This window comes from Sphingomonas sp. BL-S-29 (genome assembly GCF_055521495.1).
Genome location: NZ_CM145482.1, coordinates 1,377,617 through 1,392,427, shown reverse-complemented (window position 1 = coordinate 1,392,427; position 14,811 = coordinate 1,377,617). Strand labels below are relative to the sequence as shown.

Here is a 14,811-nt window from a genome sequence, read left to right as displayed (position 1 = left end):
TCGGAGATTCCGTCCATCTCAGGCTACTGGAATTCTCGCGATCGCCCAACAGACGCTGTATAACGAAAGTCTTTCTTCGCCCTGATGCCAATCATATCCGGCATATCGAAGAGGAACGAAAGTAACGCAACGCGCCCTTCACGGGCATCAACAGGCCCGCGGAGTCCCGAATCGGGTATGATACCCGTTGCACGCCCCTTCATATCGCTGCATCGAAGGGAAAAGAGGGCCCATGTTCATGCGTATCCATTGCCAGCCGATTCGGTCGGCCAGTTCCTGCCCCAGTTCCTGCCAGCGTCGGGCCATCCCGGCATGAGCGTCACCTATCGTGGGGCCGCGGGCCAGGCCGAAGCCGATCTCGCCGAGCTGATCCGCGCCGCGCTCGCCATGGCCGATGAGATGGGCCTGATCGCCGTCGGGCTCAGGCTCGATCAGGCGCTGATCGACCTGACCGGCGAGGGCTCGATGCCCGACATGGACGCCGATGCGCTCGACGATCTCGCGCCGCCCGATGGCTTTCACAGCACGGGCGAGGACGGCAATGGCGAAAACGCCCGGCTGATCTGAGCGGGGCGAGATGTCCGCTCAGGGAGACGTCAAATCCTTCACCATCCTGCGCATCGCGTCGTCCAGCCGTTCCGCGCAACGCGGCACTGGATAGGCAGCGCAGTCAGTATTACGGATTGCCAGCGCGTCATGGAAACCATCATCTCACGGCGTCAGCTTGAAATATGAACGGACCGAACATGGAGCTATAGAATGCCGTGAGGGGCGTCCATTTTCCTCTTCGCGTCATTTCGGTCATCTCCCAAGTAACGACCTCGTCGCGGGAGTAGAGACATCCACTGGATCATACATATAGCGTAATACATCGACACCGCGCTTCATCCCTCGTCGCAGGATCGAACCGCGCGGGCAGTGCGGCTTAGTCCCGCTCCTCCGGATCCTCCGGTGGCGGGCAATCCGGCGGCGCTTTGTCGCGCCACCGCCTGATCTGCAATGTCTTGCCGTCCGTGATGTACGCGGTGCCGTTCTGCCAATTATGGTCCGCAAACGCGACGACCGCTGGACGACCGCCGATGGAACAGAATTTCGACTCCAGCTCGGTGAGGCGAGCATAAAAGACAAGGGTGACGCGCCCCTTCGAAATGCCGCCAGAGGCGGCTCGCTCCGCAACCTGCGTGACCACATAGAGAGAGTGGCCGATATTGGGGCCGCCGGGTTCCAGCTGGTCATAGTGGTCGACGCCGCAATCATCGCCTTCCAAACCGCAGAGGCCGCTGCCAGTATGGGACCAACCGCCCTCCAGCGGTGCCCAATCGTTCGGCACGATATCGCCGACCTTGGGGAATGGGCCGCGCCGGCAATGGCACTTCCTGCACCTCTTCCTTCGCTCGATCCGCCCCGGCGCTATTTGCGGCATCTGGCACCGTTACGGGCGGGCGCGCCGCGGCGGATGGGACCACCTGACCGGGGGCGGGCGATGCGCGACCTTGGGAGCCATCGGGCGCGGCACGTGGAGGCTTCTCGTCGCCGCACGCCGCAAGCGCGAGTAACGCCACGACGCTACCCAAACCAATCCACTGGCGCCCCATCTGCCCCACTCCGCGTCTGATTCGACCCATCTGTACTACAAATGTTCCAGCCATTCCATAAGCGGCGGGGCTGGAATATGGTTCAGGAGGTGGCTAGGCTTGGCGGCAAAAGATTTGAATCGACCCTAGTTGTTGCCGCCGATCAGGTCGCCCAGCCCGCCCAGCACCGACCCCTCGCCGCGATTCTGGCCACCGCGGCTGCCCGCCGCCGCCAGCATGCGCCCGGCCAGGCGCGAGAAGGGCAGAGACTGGATCCACACATGCCCCGGCCCGGTCAGCCGCGCGAAGAACAGACCTTCGCCGCCGAACAGCGCGCTGCGCACGCCGCCGGCCGCGACCAGATCGAAATCCACGCCCGGCGTATAGGCAGCGAGACAGCCGGTATCGACATGGAGCTGCTCGCCCGGCGCGAGCTGGCGTTCGACCACGGTGCCGCCCATCTGGACGAACACCCAGCCATCGCCGTCGAGCCGCTGCATGATAAAGCCTTCGCCGCCGAACAGGCCGGTCATCATGCGCCGCTGGAACTCGATGCCGATCGACACGCCCTTGGCGGCCGCGAGGAAGCTGTCTTTCTGGCAGATCAGCCGCCCGCCATAATCGGACAGCTTCAGCGGCAGGATCGCGCCCGGGGTGGGCGAGGCGAAGGCGACGCGCGCCTTGCCCGAGCCATTATGGGTGAAGACGGTGGTGAACAGGCTCTCGCCCGTGACCAGCCTCTTGCCCGCGCCGAGCAGCTTGCCCATGAAGCCGCCGCCGCTATCCCCGCTGCCGTCGCCGAACACCGTGGTCATGCCGACCGCGGCATCCTTCCACACCAGCGCGCCAGCCTCCGCCACCGCGCTCTCGCCGGGATCGAGCTCGATCTCGAGAAACTGCAGTTCCTGGCCCTTGATCTCGAAATCGATGTCGTCGGCAATGCCGGCGCTGCGGTGATGCGCCCAGGGGCTGGGGTTGGTCATGGCAAAGGCTCCCGATGGTTGGCGCGGAGCCTAGCCGGGAAGCATCGCGATTCGCCACTGCGTTGCCGCCGCATTGCTAAAGCCGGCTCAGCTCTTCCCGTTCGCGATCGATATCGGCCTGCGCCTCGCGCACCGCGAGCACGTCGAACGCCGGGTTCTGGCCTAGCTCCTCGGCTGCCTTGCGCACGATCGCGACCAGTCGCGGTTCGCCGTTCAGCAACAGCGTCGCCGTGCCTTCCTCCGCGCCGCCGAAAATCATGTAGCGCCCCGCCAGGATCGCCTTTTGCGCACCGTCCCGCAAATCAGGTGCGACCTCCGGCCGGAACGCGACCGTGACGGCCGCCTTCCGTTTGAAAACCTTCCTCATTCTCCCCCCTCGGAGCCCCTACTCCGAGCGCCAATATAGGTCCTAAACGGTATTTAAAGCAAACCGCGAAAGGGCCGAACGGGAAATAAAGTCGCAAGCGTTCCGCCCTCGCCCCGCGCTTGAGATAGCGGTAAATGGGCGGATATGGGTCCGAATTGGACTTGGTTGGTCGCGCCCGGGTCAGCGTGGGAACGCGGCCCGCGCCCGTTGATAGGCCGGCCGTTCCGCCAGCCGCGCGCGCCACGCCTCGAGCGGTGCGGGGATCTCGCCGCCCAGCGCCGCCCGCCACATGCCGAGCGCCGGCGCCACCGCGATATCGGCGAGCGTGATGTCGTCGCCGACCAGGAACGCCCGGTCGCCGAGCACCGCGGCGACATAGGCAAGACCGCTCGCCACACTCCCCTCTCCCAGACGCACCGACCAGTTGGTCTTGTCCGCCTCGGGCGCCCCGAACTTCGCCGCCATCAGCGCGTTCATCGTGCCGCCGATCGCGCTTTCGGCGAAGACGGTGAACTGAAGCACCCGCGCCAGCGCCGCGGGAGCGCGCGGCAGCAGCGGCGTCGGGCCGTAGCGCTCGGCGAGATAGAGCATGATCGCGACGGATTCGCCCAGGCCGACGCCGCCCTCGTCCTCGAGGAACGGCACTGACCCCGGCGGATATTTCGCGCGATAGTCGGGCGGCGTCGGATAGGTCAGCGAGACCGGCATATAGGCCAGCCCCATTTCCTCGCATTGCCACGCGACGCGAAGCCCACGCGCGCCGCCGGCGAAATTATAGAGGGTGATCATGGTGGTACTCCTTGGTGCTGTCGGTCTACCAACATCTCTCTTCCGTTCGTGCTGAGCTTGTCGAAGCACTGTTCTTTCTCTCGACGAAGGGGGAAGAACAGTCGTTGAGCTTCGCTCGCCGTCGGCCCGACAAGCTCAGGACGAACGGGAGGGTTATGCCCCCTTCGCCACCTTCCCATCCGCCTTCGCGAACGCCCTGAGCGCATCCTTTCCGTTCCACCGCGCCGCCCGGTCCTGCGAGGCGGCCAGCCGCGCCGCCGTCTCCCGCGCCTCGGCCTGCAATGCCGCGCTCGCCTTCAGGCCGATCGCCCGCAGCGCCCAGTTGACACCCTTCTTCACGAAATTGCGATCGTCGGTCGCGTACGCCTCGATCAGCGCCAGCCCGCGCCGATAGTCGGCATCCCCGCCCCGACGGTGGATCGCGCAGCACGCCAGCAGCGCGAACGCGGCGCGGCGCCCGAATTCGTCGTTCAGCCCGGCCCAGTCGTCGATCTTCGCAAAGGCCCAGGGCACCCGGTCGAACAGCCTGGCGCAGACCGTGTCGACGATCCCCAATTGTCGAAATCCATGCGCCAGGCATCCATCTGCGCCGGCGTCACCTGGCCGGGGTCGTCGACCATGCAGGCGACCATCCGCGCTTCGTACCACCCTGTTTCCCACAGAGCGGCGGCCAGCGCGTGATCGGGGTAGAGCGGTTTCGCGATTGCCTGGAGTGCCGCCATCGGCACGCCCATCGCCTTGTCGGTGTGGATGCCGAAACGGGGGCCCATCTCGTCCCGGACCCGCGCCGACGCCGCGCCTTGCAGCGCGCGCATCACCGCCTCTACCCGTTCCGACATGACCCCCGCCGTCATGGTCAGCCGACCTTCTGCTCGTCCGCGATCTCCTGAATGCGGTCGTAGCTCATCGCCATGCCGTCGGCCATGCCGGAGCGCAGCGCCCCATCCCTGATCTCGCTGGTCGGGAAGACCATGGTCAGGGTCAGCAAGGTGCCCCCGCCTTCCTCGCTCAGCACCATGGTGTTGACCGAGGCGCCGTCGAATCCCTGCATGCGCTCCGTGGTGACGAGCCGCCCGGGCGCGGCGATCTCGATATGCTCGCCCTGCGAGACGAGCTCGCGCCCGTCCGCGTTACGCCAGACATAGCGATATCCGCCGCCCACGCTCAGATCGATCTCGCACACCGGCATGGTCCAGCCGGGCGGGCCGAGCATCCAGCGCTGCATCAGCTCGGGCCTGGTATGGCAATCCCAGATCAGGCTGCGCGGCGCATCGAAGCGGCGCTTGACCACGATCTCGCGGTCGGACGGGGTCGTCACGTCAACGGGGGTCGGCATCACGTCACTCCTTGGGCTTATCGGTGGTTTTCAGCTCGGCGAGCAGGGCGTCGAGCCGCTCGTAATTGCCCTCCCAGATCGAGCGGTAGCGCTCGATCCAGGCATTGGCTTCCTTCAGCGGCCCCGCCTCGATCCGGCACGGCCGGCGCTGCGCGTCGCGCCCGCGCCCGATCAGCCCGGCATGTTCGAGCACTTTCAGATGCTTCGAAATGGCCGGCTGGCTCATCGCGAACGGATGAGCGAGCTCGCCCACCGTCGCCTCCCCCGTCGCCAGCCGCGCGAGGATCGCGCGGCGGGTCGGATCGGCCAGGGCGGCAAAGGTGGCGTCGAGATGCTGCGGCGTCATTTTCTCTATAACCTGTCAGTTCAATAACCTATTAGTTATATACATCGCCACAGGTAGTCAAGTGGCTGTCGGTTACGCGTGTTTCACCGCGGGCCGCTACTTGCTAAAGCGCCCTTCTCGATTCCTGAGGAGATCATCGTGCAGATCGCGGTCCTGACGTTCGACGGATTCAACGAGCTCGACTCGTTCGTCGCGGCCGCCATCCTCAATCGGCTGCGCGCGAAGGGCTGGGCGGCGCACATCACCTGCCCGACCGAGGAAGTGACCTCGATGAACGGCGTGACCGTCCGCCGCCAAAGGCCGCTCGACTTCGCCGCCGAGGCCGATGCGGTGCTGATCGGCAGCGGCATCAGGACGCGCGAGATCGCCGCCGATCCGGAGATGCTGTCGCGCATCGCGCTCGACCCGGCGCGCCAGCTGATCGGGGCGCAATGCTCCGGCACCTTGCTGCTCGCCAAGCTCGGCCTGGTCGGCACCCTACCCGCCTGCACCGATCTCACCACCAGGCCCTGGGTGATCGAGGCCGGTGTCGAGGTGCTCGACGCGCCGTTCGTGGCGCACGGCAATGTCGCGACGGCGGGCGGATGCCTCGCCGCGCAATATCTCGCGACCTGGATGATCGCGCGCGGCGCCGGCATGGCCGATGCCGAAGCGGCGATGCATTATGTCGCGCCGGTCGGGCAGAAGGACGAGTATGTCAGGCGGGCACTGGCGGTGGTCGGCCCGTTCCTGCCCGGAGCCACGCAAATCGCGGCGTGACGCCGGTTCGGGGCGTGCGGAAGGTTGCGCGACGGCCTGATGAGCGCCCGCGACATGCTCACGCCGCAATTGAAGGCGAGCTTTCCCCATGGTCAGCGGGAGGGTGGCACCTTGAGATCATTCATCGCGGCAGCATCGGCGCTGCTCCTGGTCGGCGCCTCCGCCCCGGCGACGGAACGCGTCGTCCCCGGCGACGGCGCGGGGAACGTGACGATCAACGGCGCGCCCGGAAAGCTCAGGATCGATCCCGCGGCACCGGGCCTGTTGCTGATGACGGCCGATTATGCGGCGCGCGCCGACCTGAAGGGTGGCGGCGTGCTCGGTTTCGGGGTCGCCTATGTCATCGGCACGGAACGCGTCATCGGACGCACGCAAGTGACGCGGATCGATTGGGGGCAACGCACCGAAAAGAACCGTGTCGGATGGACGCCGCGACCCTTTGCCGAAGGCGCCGATGCGGCGATCGGCCCGGCCGGCGTGCCCGAGGAGATCGTGCGCTTCGACCTTCGGCCGCCCCGGCCGGGCGAACGGATGGTCACGCTCCCCATGACCGGCAATGGCCTGTTCGGCGGGTGGTTCGTCAGCACGGCGACGATCGCGGTCGGCGGTCAGCCACTCAGGGTCGGCTTCGACCCGCGCAAGCCGCGCAGCATCGCCAATGCCGGCGCGGGCAAGCGCCTCGCCGCCCTGTTCGGCGGCACCTTGTCGGGCGAGGCCACCCCCGCGATCATCGCGTTCGGCATCGCCCGCCCGGTCCGCACGCTGACGCTCGACCGCCCCTTCCCGATCGGCCATCTCCAGCTGAGCACGCTCGCTATGCGCGTCGCGGACGGCGGGAGCACCAAGGACATCCCCGAGGCCGATGCCCCGAAGAGCGATCCCGATGAAGTGGTGGTGGTCGCCAAGGGCAAGCACGACCCGAAACGCGACCGGCTCATGTTGGGCGCTGACGCGCTGTCCGGCTGCTCGTCGATCCTGTTCGACAAGCCCGCGCAACAGATCCGCCTGTCCTGTTCGTGACTCAATCAAAAAGGGGTCAGAGTGATTTTTCGTTAAATCACTCTGACCCCTTTTCCAGGACCATTCAGGCATAGCGGCGCGAGGCGAAGAGCAGCCACAGGCTCTTGCCGATCTTGAACCCCAGCGAGATCATCGTGATGAGCAGCACCCAGGCCGTGATCACGCCGATGCCGGTCGCCGTACCCTGCAGGGTGTGGCCGAGGCCGTGCATGCCGCGCAGTGCCTCGGCGCTGACCAGGGTGACGTTTCGACCGACCGGGACGTCGACGCCCGCCCGGCTCAGGATGAACCAGGTGCCGGCATTGAGGATCGTCCAGGCCAGCGCAATGCCGACCAACGCGACCGGAATCTGCAGCGCGGCGCGCAGCCGGACCGCGGCGGGCTGCAAGACGCCGACCGCGTCGACCGCCACCTGCACCAGCACATAGACGAGGATCGGCAGATAAAGCTCGGCCCAGATCGGCGCGCCCGCGACCGTCACCGTGCCGCCGTCGAGATCGTAGCGCGCGAGACCCGGGATGTGCAGCAGGCCGGCCCACCAGGCAGCGAACACCAACCCACCGATCAGCGAGAAAAAGGCGTCCGATCCCGGCCAGCCGCGCAGCTTCTTCACCCGTGGTCCCGGCGCTGGGCGCTCTTCGGGTGCCCGCATTCCTGCACTGCCACGGGGAGAATCCTCCGGCTCGTCCCGATCGGCCTTCTTCGCCGACGCATCGATGCCGAGATGCTTCGCCCAGCGCGCCGGATCGCCGAACTTCAATATCTCCAGATCCTTGACCCGCCAGGTGTCGAGATAGGGCGGCCGCAGCCCGAAATGCTCGCAGATTGCGCCCGCCAGCGTCACCAGGCCGATCACGGTCAGCCCGGCGCCGAACAGGCCATGCAAGGACTGCGCGACGGCCTGCCCCGCATCGAGCGGGCTGCCGATCAACTTCAGCATCATGGTCAGCGCATAGACCGCCGCCATGATCAGCAGCCCCGCCTTCACCGCGAACAGCCAGTAGGGAAAGAGCTCGGGCCCGATCAGCATCTGCGGCCCCTTGCGATAGCGTGCCGCCACGACGAGCGGATGGCCCATCGCGCGCAGCACCTCCTCGCGCTCCTCGTCGGTCAGCGGGCGGCCAAGCGCTTCCTCGCGCTCTTCGAACTGGGAGAGCAGGGTGTCGCGCAGTTCGGCCACGATGTCGTCGGCGGCGTCGCGCGGCAGCTGCGCCGCGACCGCGTCGAGATAGGTTTCGAGCATGTCCATGTCAGGGCCTTTCGCCGGAGAGGGGAAGGATCTTGTCGAGCGAGGCGTTGATGCCGCGCCATTCGGTGGTGAGCGCGGCAAGCATCGCGACGCCCATCGGCGACAGGCGATAGAAGCGCTTCCTGCGCTTCTCCTCCTCGCGCCATTCGCTGTGGAGCAGCCCCTGCGTCTCCAGCCGGCGAAGCAGCGGATAGAGGGTGCTTTCCTCCATCTCGAGCCCGTCGGCAGCCAGCGCCTGGCGCAGCGTATAGCCGTACCGCTCCTCGGTAAGCCGGGCGAGCACCGCCAGCACCAGCGATCCGCGGCGGAGTTCCATCCGCATGGATTCGAACAGATCGGGGTCGATGGTCATCTACATGCTGCCTGACATACACTGTGTGATATACAGTGTATGTCACATAGCGTGATAATGAGTCAAGCGGAGTCGGCTTTTTTGGGAGGACGGCAATGAGGGCCGAACGCAAAGGACCATTTCGGCCGATTTTCTGCTGCTCTTGTCGGCAAACATGACAAATTTGTCATGTTTGCGTCACTTGGTGAGGATTGAGACATCTGGCGTCGTCTATGCAATTCGTCCCGACGCCATATTTTTGTGTCTTATTCGGCCCTATATGCGCTTGCGGCCCGAATTCGGTTCATCTGGTGTCAATCTTGGCACGACGAGCGGTTAGGCGATCGAGATATTAGGGCTGTAACGGTCCTATTATGGGCCTGTTGCGACGGCCATTCACACCGACCGCCCCGCCCAGGCTCAGACAGAACCCGACTTTCGACCCCATCGACAGCCTCGCCTACCGGCGATTTATTGCAAGAGTCCGTGTCGAGGCATGACGATCCGCTCCCCTATGATGCGGTGTCCAGGACACCGAAAGGCCGTCTGGAGTCCGACGCCAGCACACATGTCCCTTTTGTAAGGAAATGTTGCTGAGCCATTCCCCAATGGCGACAGGCTGAGATGAAAATGAGGCCGTTTTATTTTATTATTACGGCATCTGCTTATGACCGTTTCTGGTCCATGCCATGCCGTTTCATCACGTGGCGCGCATAGGCCCGGTTCGGATTAACTAACAGATTTCGTGGCTTTTCAGGCACGTCGTCACCCGAAAAAACTGGCCGGCACTACACATTCTTTACAGCGCCCGCTGCCCGGTTTCATTGCCGCTCCATCATGTCTCGGGGGGCCGGGATGCATGGTCCCAGAGACTTGAAAACATAAGTCCGCTCGAGGCGGCGCGATCGCGCGCCGGCTGCGGAATCAGTGAGGAGCTTTCTCTGTGATCAATGCCACTCCCTCCCTGCGCAAAGCCAGGTTGCTTGCGGGTGCCGCCACGGCAGCCGCCTTCCTGTCGCTGACCGCGACGCCCGCCTTCGCGCAGGACGCACCGGCCACCGGCCAGACCGACCAGGCTGCCGATAGCGGCGGCGCGGACATCGTCGTCACCGGCACGCTGTTCCGCCGCACCGACACGGAGACGCCGTCGCCCGTCACCGTGCTCACCGCGGACGACATCGCGAAGCGCGGCATCACCACGGTGCAGGGCGCGATCCAGACGCTCGCCGCCAATAACGGCCCTGCGCTGACCAACAGCTTCACGGCGAACGGCGCCTTCGCCGGCGGTGCGTCGTCGGTGTCGCTGCGCGGCCTCACCACCTCGTCCACGCTGGTGCTGTTCGACGGCCTGCGCGCCGCTTATTACCCGCTGGCTGACGACGGCACGCGCAACTTCGTTGACCTGAACACCATCCCTGACGAGATCGTCGAGCGCGTCGACGTGCTGAAGGACGGTGCCTCGTCGACCTATGGCGCGGACGCCGTCGCCGGCGTGGTCAACATCATCACCAAGAAGGAGATCAAGGGTCTCCACGCGGCCGCCGAGGCCGGCGTGAGCCAGCGCGGCGACGCGGCCAACCATCGCCTGAGCGCGACCTTCGGTTATGGCGACCTGAGCGAGCAGGGCTATAACGTCTATGTCAGCGGCCATTATCTGGACCAGTCTGCGCTGTACAATCGCGACCGCGACTATCCGTTCAACACCGACGACCAGACCCGCCTCTGCCATGCCGGCGTCTGCGGCCCGAACAACATCGCGAACGGCGTCACCAACGGCATCTATAACGGCCTGTCGACCGCGCCCGACGCGTTCATCGTCCGCCCCTATGATGCGACCAACACCACCGCGCTCGGCCGCTATCAGCTGCTCAACGGCTGCGGCAACCTGACGTCCTACACGCTGACGGACACCGAGTACGCCAACAACCCGACCGCGCCGCGCACCGTCTGCCAGCAGGACGTCACGCATGATTACGGCCAGATCGAGCCGGAGATGCACCGCTATGGCGGCTCCGCCCATCTGACCGCGAACGTGCTGGGCGGCAGCGAGCTGACCGCTGAGTTCAATTACGAGCACAGCTATTCGGCCTATACCGGCCTCGCCAGCATCTTCCGGGCGAACGCTCCGGCGGGCATCGACTTCCCGGCCTACAGCACCTCGGCCGGCGCGACTGTCATCACCCTGCCGGTCTATATCTGCGCGCGCGGCACCACCGCCGCCTGCACCGCCGCCAACGGCACCCTGAACCCGAACAACCCGTTCGCGGCACAGGGTCAGGTGGCACGCATCGCCGGCCGCCTGCCGACCAGCATCGAGTTCAATTCGTCGCAGAGCGACGTGTTCCGCGGGGCGCTTGGCCTGCACGGCACGTTCGGTGGCGACTGGAACTATGCGATCGACGGTACCGCGATGATCAGCAAGCTGAAGACGACGGCCAAGGGCTATGTCTATATCCAGCATCTGCTCGATGAAGTGGCCGATGGCTCGTACAACTTCGTGCATCCGGAACAGACCAGCCAGGCGGCGCTCGACTATCTGACGCCGACCCAGATCAACCACCAGAACTCGCATCTCTACCAGATCCAGGGCACCGTCTCGAGGGACTTCTTCCAGCTGCCCGGCGGTCCGCTGCAGGTTGCCGTCGGTGGCGCCTTCCGTCACGAATCGCTGTACGATCCCAGCGGCAACCCGGACTATGCCGGCCCGACCGAGCGCTATTTCCGCCTGAACGCCTTTGGCGCGACCGGCAAGCGCGAGGTCGAATCGGGCTATTTCGAAATCAACGCGCCGGTGCTCGACATTCTCGAGATCAACGGTTCGGGCCGGTACGACCATTACAGCAGCGGCCAGAGCAACTTCTCGCCGAAGATCGGCGCCAAGTTCACGCCGATCAAGCAGCTCGCGATCCGCGGCACCTTCTCGAAGGGCTTCCGTATCCCGAGCTTCGCCGAATCCGGCGCGCTGCCGACCTCGGGCTATGTCACCGTCACGCCGGGCAACCTGCCGACCAGCTTCAGCAGCCAGCATCTGACGCCGACCGGCCAGTTCAACAACTACCTCACCACCTACAGCATCGGCGAGACCACGGTCGGCAACCCGAATCTGAAGGCGGAGAAGTCGCGCAACTTCACCGTCGGCGCGGTGTTCGAGCCGGTCCACAACATCAGCTTCACGGTCGATTATTACAACATCCAGAAGACCAACGCGATCACCGCGGTGAACTTCCAGTCGGCGATCGACAACTACTACGCGACCGGCGAGCTGAGCTATAACGGCGTGACGATCATCCAGGATGAGGCCGATGTCGATCATCCGAACGCGCAGAAGCGTGTTGCCTTTGCGCAGGGCAGCTTCATCAACGCCAACAAGATCCATACCTCGGGCCTCGATTTCGGCGCGCGCGGCGTGTTCAACCTTGGCTCCAACGTGAAGTTCACCACGGATGCCGAGGCGACCTATATCATCGACCTCAACACCAGCTTCCCGGACGGCCATACCGAGCATTATGCGGGCACGCTCGGCAACTTCAACCTGACTGCCGGCTCGGGCACGCAGCGCTGGCGCGGCAACTGGCAGAACACGCTGGACGTCGGACCCTGGTCGCTGACCGCAACCGCCTATTACACCAGCGGTTACGATTATTCGGCCGAGGATCAGGGCGGCACCGCCGGCGATTGCAGCCTCGTCCCGACCAACCTGGACGGCGAAGCCTATCAGGCGTGCAACGTGAAGTCGTTCGTCTCGGTCGACCTGCACGGGCAGGTCAAGGTCGCCGATCGCTTCACGCTCTATGCGGACGTGATGAACGTTGCCGACCGCAAGGCATCGATCGATGCGACGACTTATGGCGCGTATCTGTACAACCCGGTGGTGTCGGAAGCCGGCATCCTGGGCCGTTCGTTCCGCGTCGGCGCAAAGGTCGACTTCTAAGCAATTCCGGGGACGGGCGGTGCCGCGCTGGCGCCGCCCCAACCGGTCCGGATCACGATCGCTTCGGCCGTTCCTCTAGACTGGCCAGCCGAAGCGGCCGCGATGCGCAGGAGGGCAACCTCACCCTGCGTTGACGTTCAGCCGATTCCCTCGATGGATGTCAGCGCAGGATTGCGTAAAACTGAGTGCCCGGGCCTCGCGGTCCGGGCATTTTTTGCGCGTCTGATCGAAACGATGCCGGCGCGATGACGGCTTCGGTACTTTACGTAGTGCAACGGTCCCCGGGCGCTGCGATAACGCGCAGATGTCTCGGTTGCCGCTCCATCCCGAACGCCACACCGTCTCGCGCGTCGGTTGGCTGCGCGCGGCCGTGCTTGGCGCCAATGACGGTATCGTCTCTACCGGCAGCCTGATCGTCGGCATTGCCGCTTCCTCCGCGGCCAGGCCGGAGATTCTGCTGGCCGGCATCGCGTCTCTCGTCGCCGGCGCGATGTCGATGGCCGCAGGCGAATATGTCTCGGTCAGCTCCCAGGCCGATAGCGAAAAGGCTGACCTTACCCGCGAAAGCGGGGAACTTCGCGATCAGCCCGGCTTCGAGCGCGAGGAACTGGCCGGCATCTATGTCGCGCGGGGTCTTACCCCGGCGCTCGCCGGGCAGGTCGCGGACCAGCTGATGGCAAGGGACGCGCTCGGCGCCCATGCCCGTGACGAGCTCGGTATTTCGGAGGTTTCGACGGCGCGGCCGTTACAGGCGGCGTTCACCTCCGCCGCGACGTTCAGCGTCGGGGCCGCCGCGCCACTGTTGGCGGTGACGGTCGCACCGGCCGGCTCGATCATCGCGCTCGTCACCGGCGTGTCGCTGCTGTGCCTGGCCCTGCTCGGCGCGCTGGGGGCCAGGGCGGGCGGTGCGCCAGTGATGCGGTCGGTGCTGCGAGTCTTTTTCTGGGGGGCCCTCGCCATGGCGTTGACCGCCGGCATCGGCAAGCTCGTCGGCACCGCAGTCTAAGCGATCGCGGCGCTGGTCGCACGGCCGCGATAAGCGCACGTGTCGGCGCGGCAATACCGCGCCGGGATGTCGCATCGGCGCGCGGCCGAACGCGGCGGAGCCCCTCACATCTCCGGCGGCGGGGGCGAAACGACACCTCCGCGCGGCACATCGGCGCCCGCCGCCCACACGATGCCGTTCAGCAGGAACCGCCGATAGTCCGCGAACCCGTGCATATTGTCGTGGAAGTCGGACCCGCCCCACACGAATGCCCGCCCGCCGTCCGGCCGTTCATAGGCCCAGGAGATCGGGTCCGGCCCGCCATTCTTGGGATCCTTGGGCATGCCCGACAGCAATTCGGTCCGCTTCGGGTTGGTAAACAGGAAATAGCGCGAATACATCTCGTCGCGGAACGTCCAGGGCTTCACCCCGCTCAGGACCGGGTGTTTCGGCGCCAGCGGCTTCACCGCCCAGGTGTCGACCGGATTGTGCGAGGCATAGGGGATCCACGTCCCGCCCAGCCAGTCGAGCACATAGGCCCGCCCCGCCCAGTTATCGATCCACATCGTGTAGTGGAACATGACGACGCCGATATGCTTGCGCTTGATCAGCGCGTCGAAGCTCTTCAGCCAGGCAGTCGCCTCGGCGTCATAGACGCGGCCATTGGTGTCCTGCGCCTGCGGAAAGAGCATGCCCGTTTCGCGCTTGAGCCAGTCGCCATTGCCATCGATCACGATGACGGCGGCATCCTCGTAAACGCTCAGGTCGCGCGGCGGCCGGCCGACGATCACTTCGGTCTTCAGGCCCTTCAGATTGCCCGCATGATCGATCGACCAGGCGAGTTCGCGCAGGTCCTTCTCATATTCGTGCCGGCCGGGCGGGCCATGTTCCTTGGGGCCGGCGAGGAACAGGATTTTCTTTGGCGGCGCTGCCTCCGCCTGGGCCAGCGCGGCGGGCGCCGCGTCCCCGCTCGCGGCCAGCAAAACCAGCGCTACGAACCCCGCCGCGCTGCCGATCGAACGACCGACACGGATCACCACCGACTTCAGCATGCCCTCTCCCCCGATGCGCCAGCCCCGGCTTCGGGATCAGGCAATCAAATATACTATATGATTCGTCCAGCAACCTAGCTGGGTCGGTG

General features: G+C 65.5%; 14 protein-coding genes and 1 pseudogene. 5 read left to right on the top strand and 10 right to left on the bottom strand.

Going from position 1 to position 14,811, the window contains the following annotated elements; translation table 11 throughout:
* Nucleotides 1–249: 249 nt before the first annotated feature.
* Complete coding sequence (locus ACZ1I2_RS06675; RefSeq protein WP_465174677.1) at nucleotides 250–567, top strand: hypothetical protein; 318 nt, start codon at nucleotides 250–252, stop codon at nucleotides 565–567.
* Between the two features lie 358 nt (nucleotides 568–925).
* On the opposite strand, the gene ACZ1I2_RS06670 is transcribed toward ACZ1I2_RS06675, so the two are convergent.
* The 7 genes and pseudogenes from ACZ1I2_RS06670 to ACZ1I2_RS06640 form a co-directional block, all read right to left on the bottom strand.
* Nucleotides 926–1,330, bottom strand: coding sequence for a hypothetical protein (locus ACZ1I2_RS06670; RefSeq protein ID WP_465174678.1), 405 nt, complete (start codon nucleotides 1,328–1,330; stop codon nucleotides 926–928).
* 390 nt (nucleotides 1,331–1,720) lie between these two features.
* Nucleotides 1,721–2,557 carry a TIGR00266 family protein gene (locus ACZ1I2_RS06665; protein WP_465174679.1) on the bottom strand — a complete coding sequence of 279 codons (837 nt, stop codon included), beginning with the start codon at nucleotides 2,555–2,557 and terminating at the stop codon, nucleotides 1,721–1,723.
* Between the two features lie 76 nt (nucleotides 2,558–2,633).
* Nucleotides 2,634–2,924, bottom strand: a complete 291-nt coding sequence (locus tag ACZ1I2_RS06660; protein WP_465174680.1) for a hypothetical protein — start codon at nucleotides 2,922–2,924, stop codon at nucleotides 2,634–2,636.
* A 180-nt stretch (nucleotides 2,925–3,104) separates the two neighbouring features.
* Nucleotides 3,105–3,713: a glutathione S-transferase family protein gene (locus ACZ1I2_RS06655; RefSeq protein WP_465174681.1), complete on the bottom strand. Its 609-nt coding sequence runs from the start codon at nucleotides 3,711–3,713 to the stop codon at nucleotides 3,105–3,107.
* Between the two features lie 153 nt (nucleotides 3,714–3,866).
* Nucleotides 3,867–4,483: pseudogene (locus tag ACZ1I2_RS06650) on the bottom strand (DNA alkylation repair protein).
* Nucleotides 4,484–4,569: 86 nt separating this feature from the next.
* Nucleotides 4,570–5,049, bottom strand: coding sequence for an SRPBCC family protein (locus ACZ1I2_RS06645; protein WP_465174684.1), 480 nt, complete (start codon nucleotides 5,047–5,049; stop codon nucleotides 4,570–4,572).
* A 4-nt stretch (nucleotides 5,050–5,053) separates the two neighbouring features.
* On the bottom strand, nucleotides 5,054–5,395 hold the full coding sequence (locus ACZ1I2_RS06640; protein ID WP_465174686.1) for an ArsR/SmtB family transcription factor: 342 nt from the start codon (nucleotides 5,393–5,395) through the stop codon (nucleotides 5,054–5,056).
* A gap of 138 nt (nucleotides 5,396–5,533) precedes the next feature.
* Here ACZ1I2_RS06640 and ACZ1I2_RS06635 point away from each other — a divergent pair, with 138 nt between their 5' ends.
* The gene (locus tag ACZ1I2_RS06635; protein ID WP_465174687.1) at nucleotides 5,534–6,154 is read left to right on the top strand and encodes a DJ-1/PfpI family protein; all 621 of its coding nucleotides are present in this window, start codon (nucleotides 5,534–5,536) and stop codon (nucleotides 6,152–6,154) included.
* 39 nt (nucleotides 6,155–6,193) lie between these two features.
* On the top strand, nucleotides 6,194–7,174 hold the full coding sequence (locus ACZ1I2_RS06630; RefSeq protein ID WP_465170468.1) for a hypothetical protein: 981 nt from the start codon (nucleotides 6,194–6,196) through the stop codon (nucleotides 7,172–7,174).
* Nucleotides 7,175–7,238: 64 nt separating this feature from the next.
* Here the strand turns inward: ACZ1I2_RS06630 and ACZ1I2_RS06625 are convergent, their stop codons facing one another.
* Nucleotides 7,239–8,423 (bottom strand): HAAS signaling domain-containing protein, encoded by a 1,185-nt coding sequence (locus tag ACZ1I2_RS06625; RefSeq protein ID WP_465174688.1) that lies wholly within the window; start codon nucleotides 8,421–8,423, stop codon nucleotides 7,239–7,241.
* 1 nt (nucleotide 8,424) lies between these two features.
* A complete protein-coding gene (locus ACZ1I2_RS06620; protein ID WP_465170470.1) occupies nucleotides 8,425–8,775 on the bottom strand; it encodes a PadR family transcriptional regulator in 351 nt (116 codons plus the stop codon).
* Nucleotides 8,776–9,697: 922 nt separating this feature from the next.
* Here ACZ1I2_RS06620 and ACZ1I2_RS06615 point away from each other — a divergent pair.
* Nucleotides 9,698–12,685, top strand: coding sequence for a TonB-dependent receptor plug domain-containing protein (locus tag ACZ1I2_RS06615; RefSeq protein WP_465174689.1), 2,988 nt, complete (start codon nucleotides 9,698–9,700; stop codon nucleotides 12,683–12,685).
* A 304-nt stretch (nucleotides 12,686–12,989) separates the two neighbouring features.
* Complete coding sequence (locus ACZ1I2_RS06610) at nucleotides 12,990–13,691, top strand: VIT1/CCC1 transporter family protein (protein ID WP_465170472.1); 702 nt, start codon at nucleotides 12,990–12,992, stop codon at nucleotides 13,689–13,691.
* Nucleotides 13,692–13,795: 104 nt separating this feature from the next.
* Here ACZ1I2_RS06610 and ACZ1I2_RS06605 read toward each other — a convergent pair whose 3' ends face one another.
* Nucleotides 13,796–14,722, bottom strand: a complete 927-nt coding sequence (locus ACZ1I2_RS06605) for a ThuA domain-containing protein (RefSeq protein ID WP_465174690.1) — start codon at nucleotides 14,720–14,722, stop codon at nucleotides 13,796–13,798.
* Nucleotides 14,723–14,811: the final 89 nt, after the last annotated feature.

Excerpts from the sequence above, each read along its gene's own strand:
- ACZ1I2_RS06620 (WP_465170470.1), bottom strand. The coding sequence starts at position 8,775 with ATGACCATCGACCCCGATCTGTTCGAATCCATGCGGATGGAACTCCGC.
- ACZ1I2_RS06605 (WP_465174690.1), bottom strand. The coding sequence starts at position 14,722 with ATGCTGAAGTCGGTGGTGATCCGTGTCGGTCGTTCGATCGGCAGCGCG.
- ACZ1I2_RS06640 (WP_465174686.1), bottom strand. The coding sequence starts at position 5,395 with ATGACGCCGCAGCATCTCGACGCCACCTTTGCCGCCCTGGCCGATCCG.
- ACZ1I2_RS06610 (WP_465170472.1), top strand. The coding sequence starts at position 12,990 with ATGTCTCGGTTGCCGCTCCATCCCGAACGCCACACCGTCTCGCGCGTC.
- ACZ1I2_RS06645 (WP_465174684.1), bottom strand. The coding sequence starts at position 5,049 with ATGCCGACCCCCGTTGACGTGACGACCCCGTCCGACCGCGAGATCGTG.
- ACZ1I2_RS06625 (WP_465174688.1), bottom strand. The coding sequence starts at position 8,423 with ATGGACATGCTCGAAACCTATCTCGACGCGGTCGCGGCGCAGCTGCCG.
- ACZ1I2_RS06630 (WP_465170468.1), top strand. The coding sequence starts at position 6,194 with ATGAGCGCCCGCGACATGCTCACGCCGCAATTGAAGGCGAGCTTTCCC.
- ACZ1I2_RS06660 (WP_465174680.1), bottom strand. The coding sequence starts at position 2,924 with ATGAGGAAGGTTTTCAAACGGAAGGCGGCCGTCACGGTCGCGTTCCGG.
- ACZ1I2_RS06665 (WP_465174679.1), bottom strand. The coding sequence starts at position 2,557 with ATGACCAACCCCAGCCCCTGGGCGCATCACCGCAGCGCCGGCATTGCC.
- ACZ1I2_RS06655 (WP_465174681.1), bottom strand. The coding sequence starts at position 3,713 with ATGATCACCCTCTATAATTTCGCCGGCGGCGCGCGTGGGCTTCGCGTC.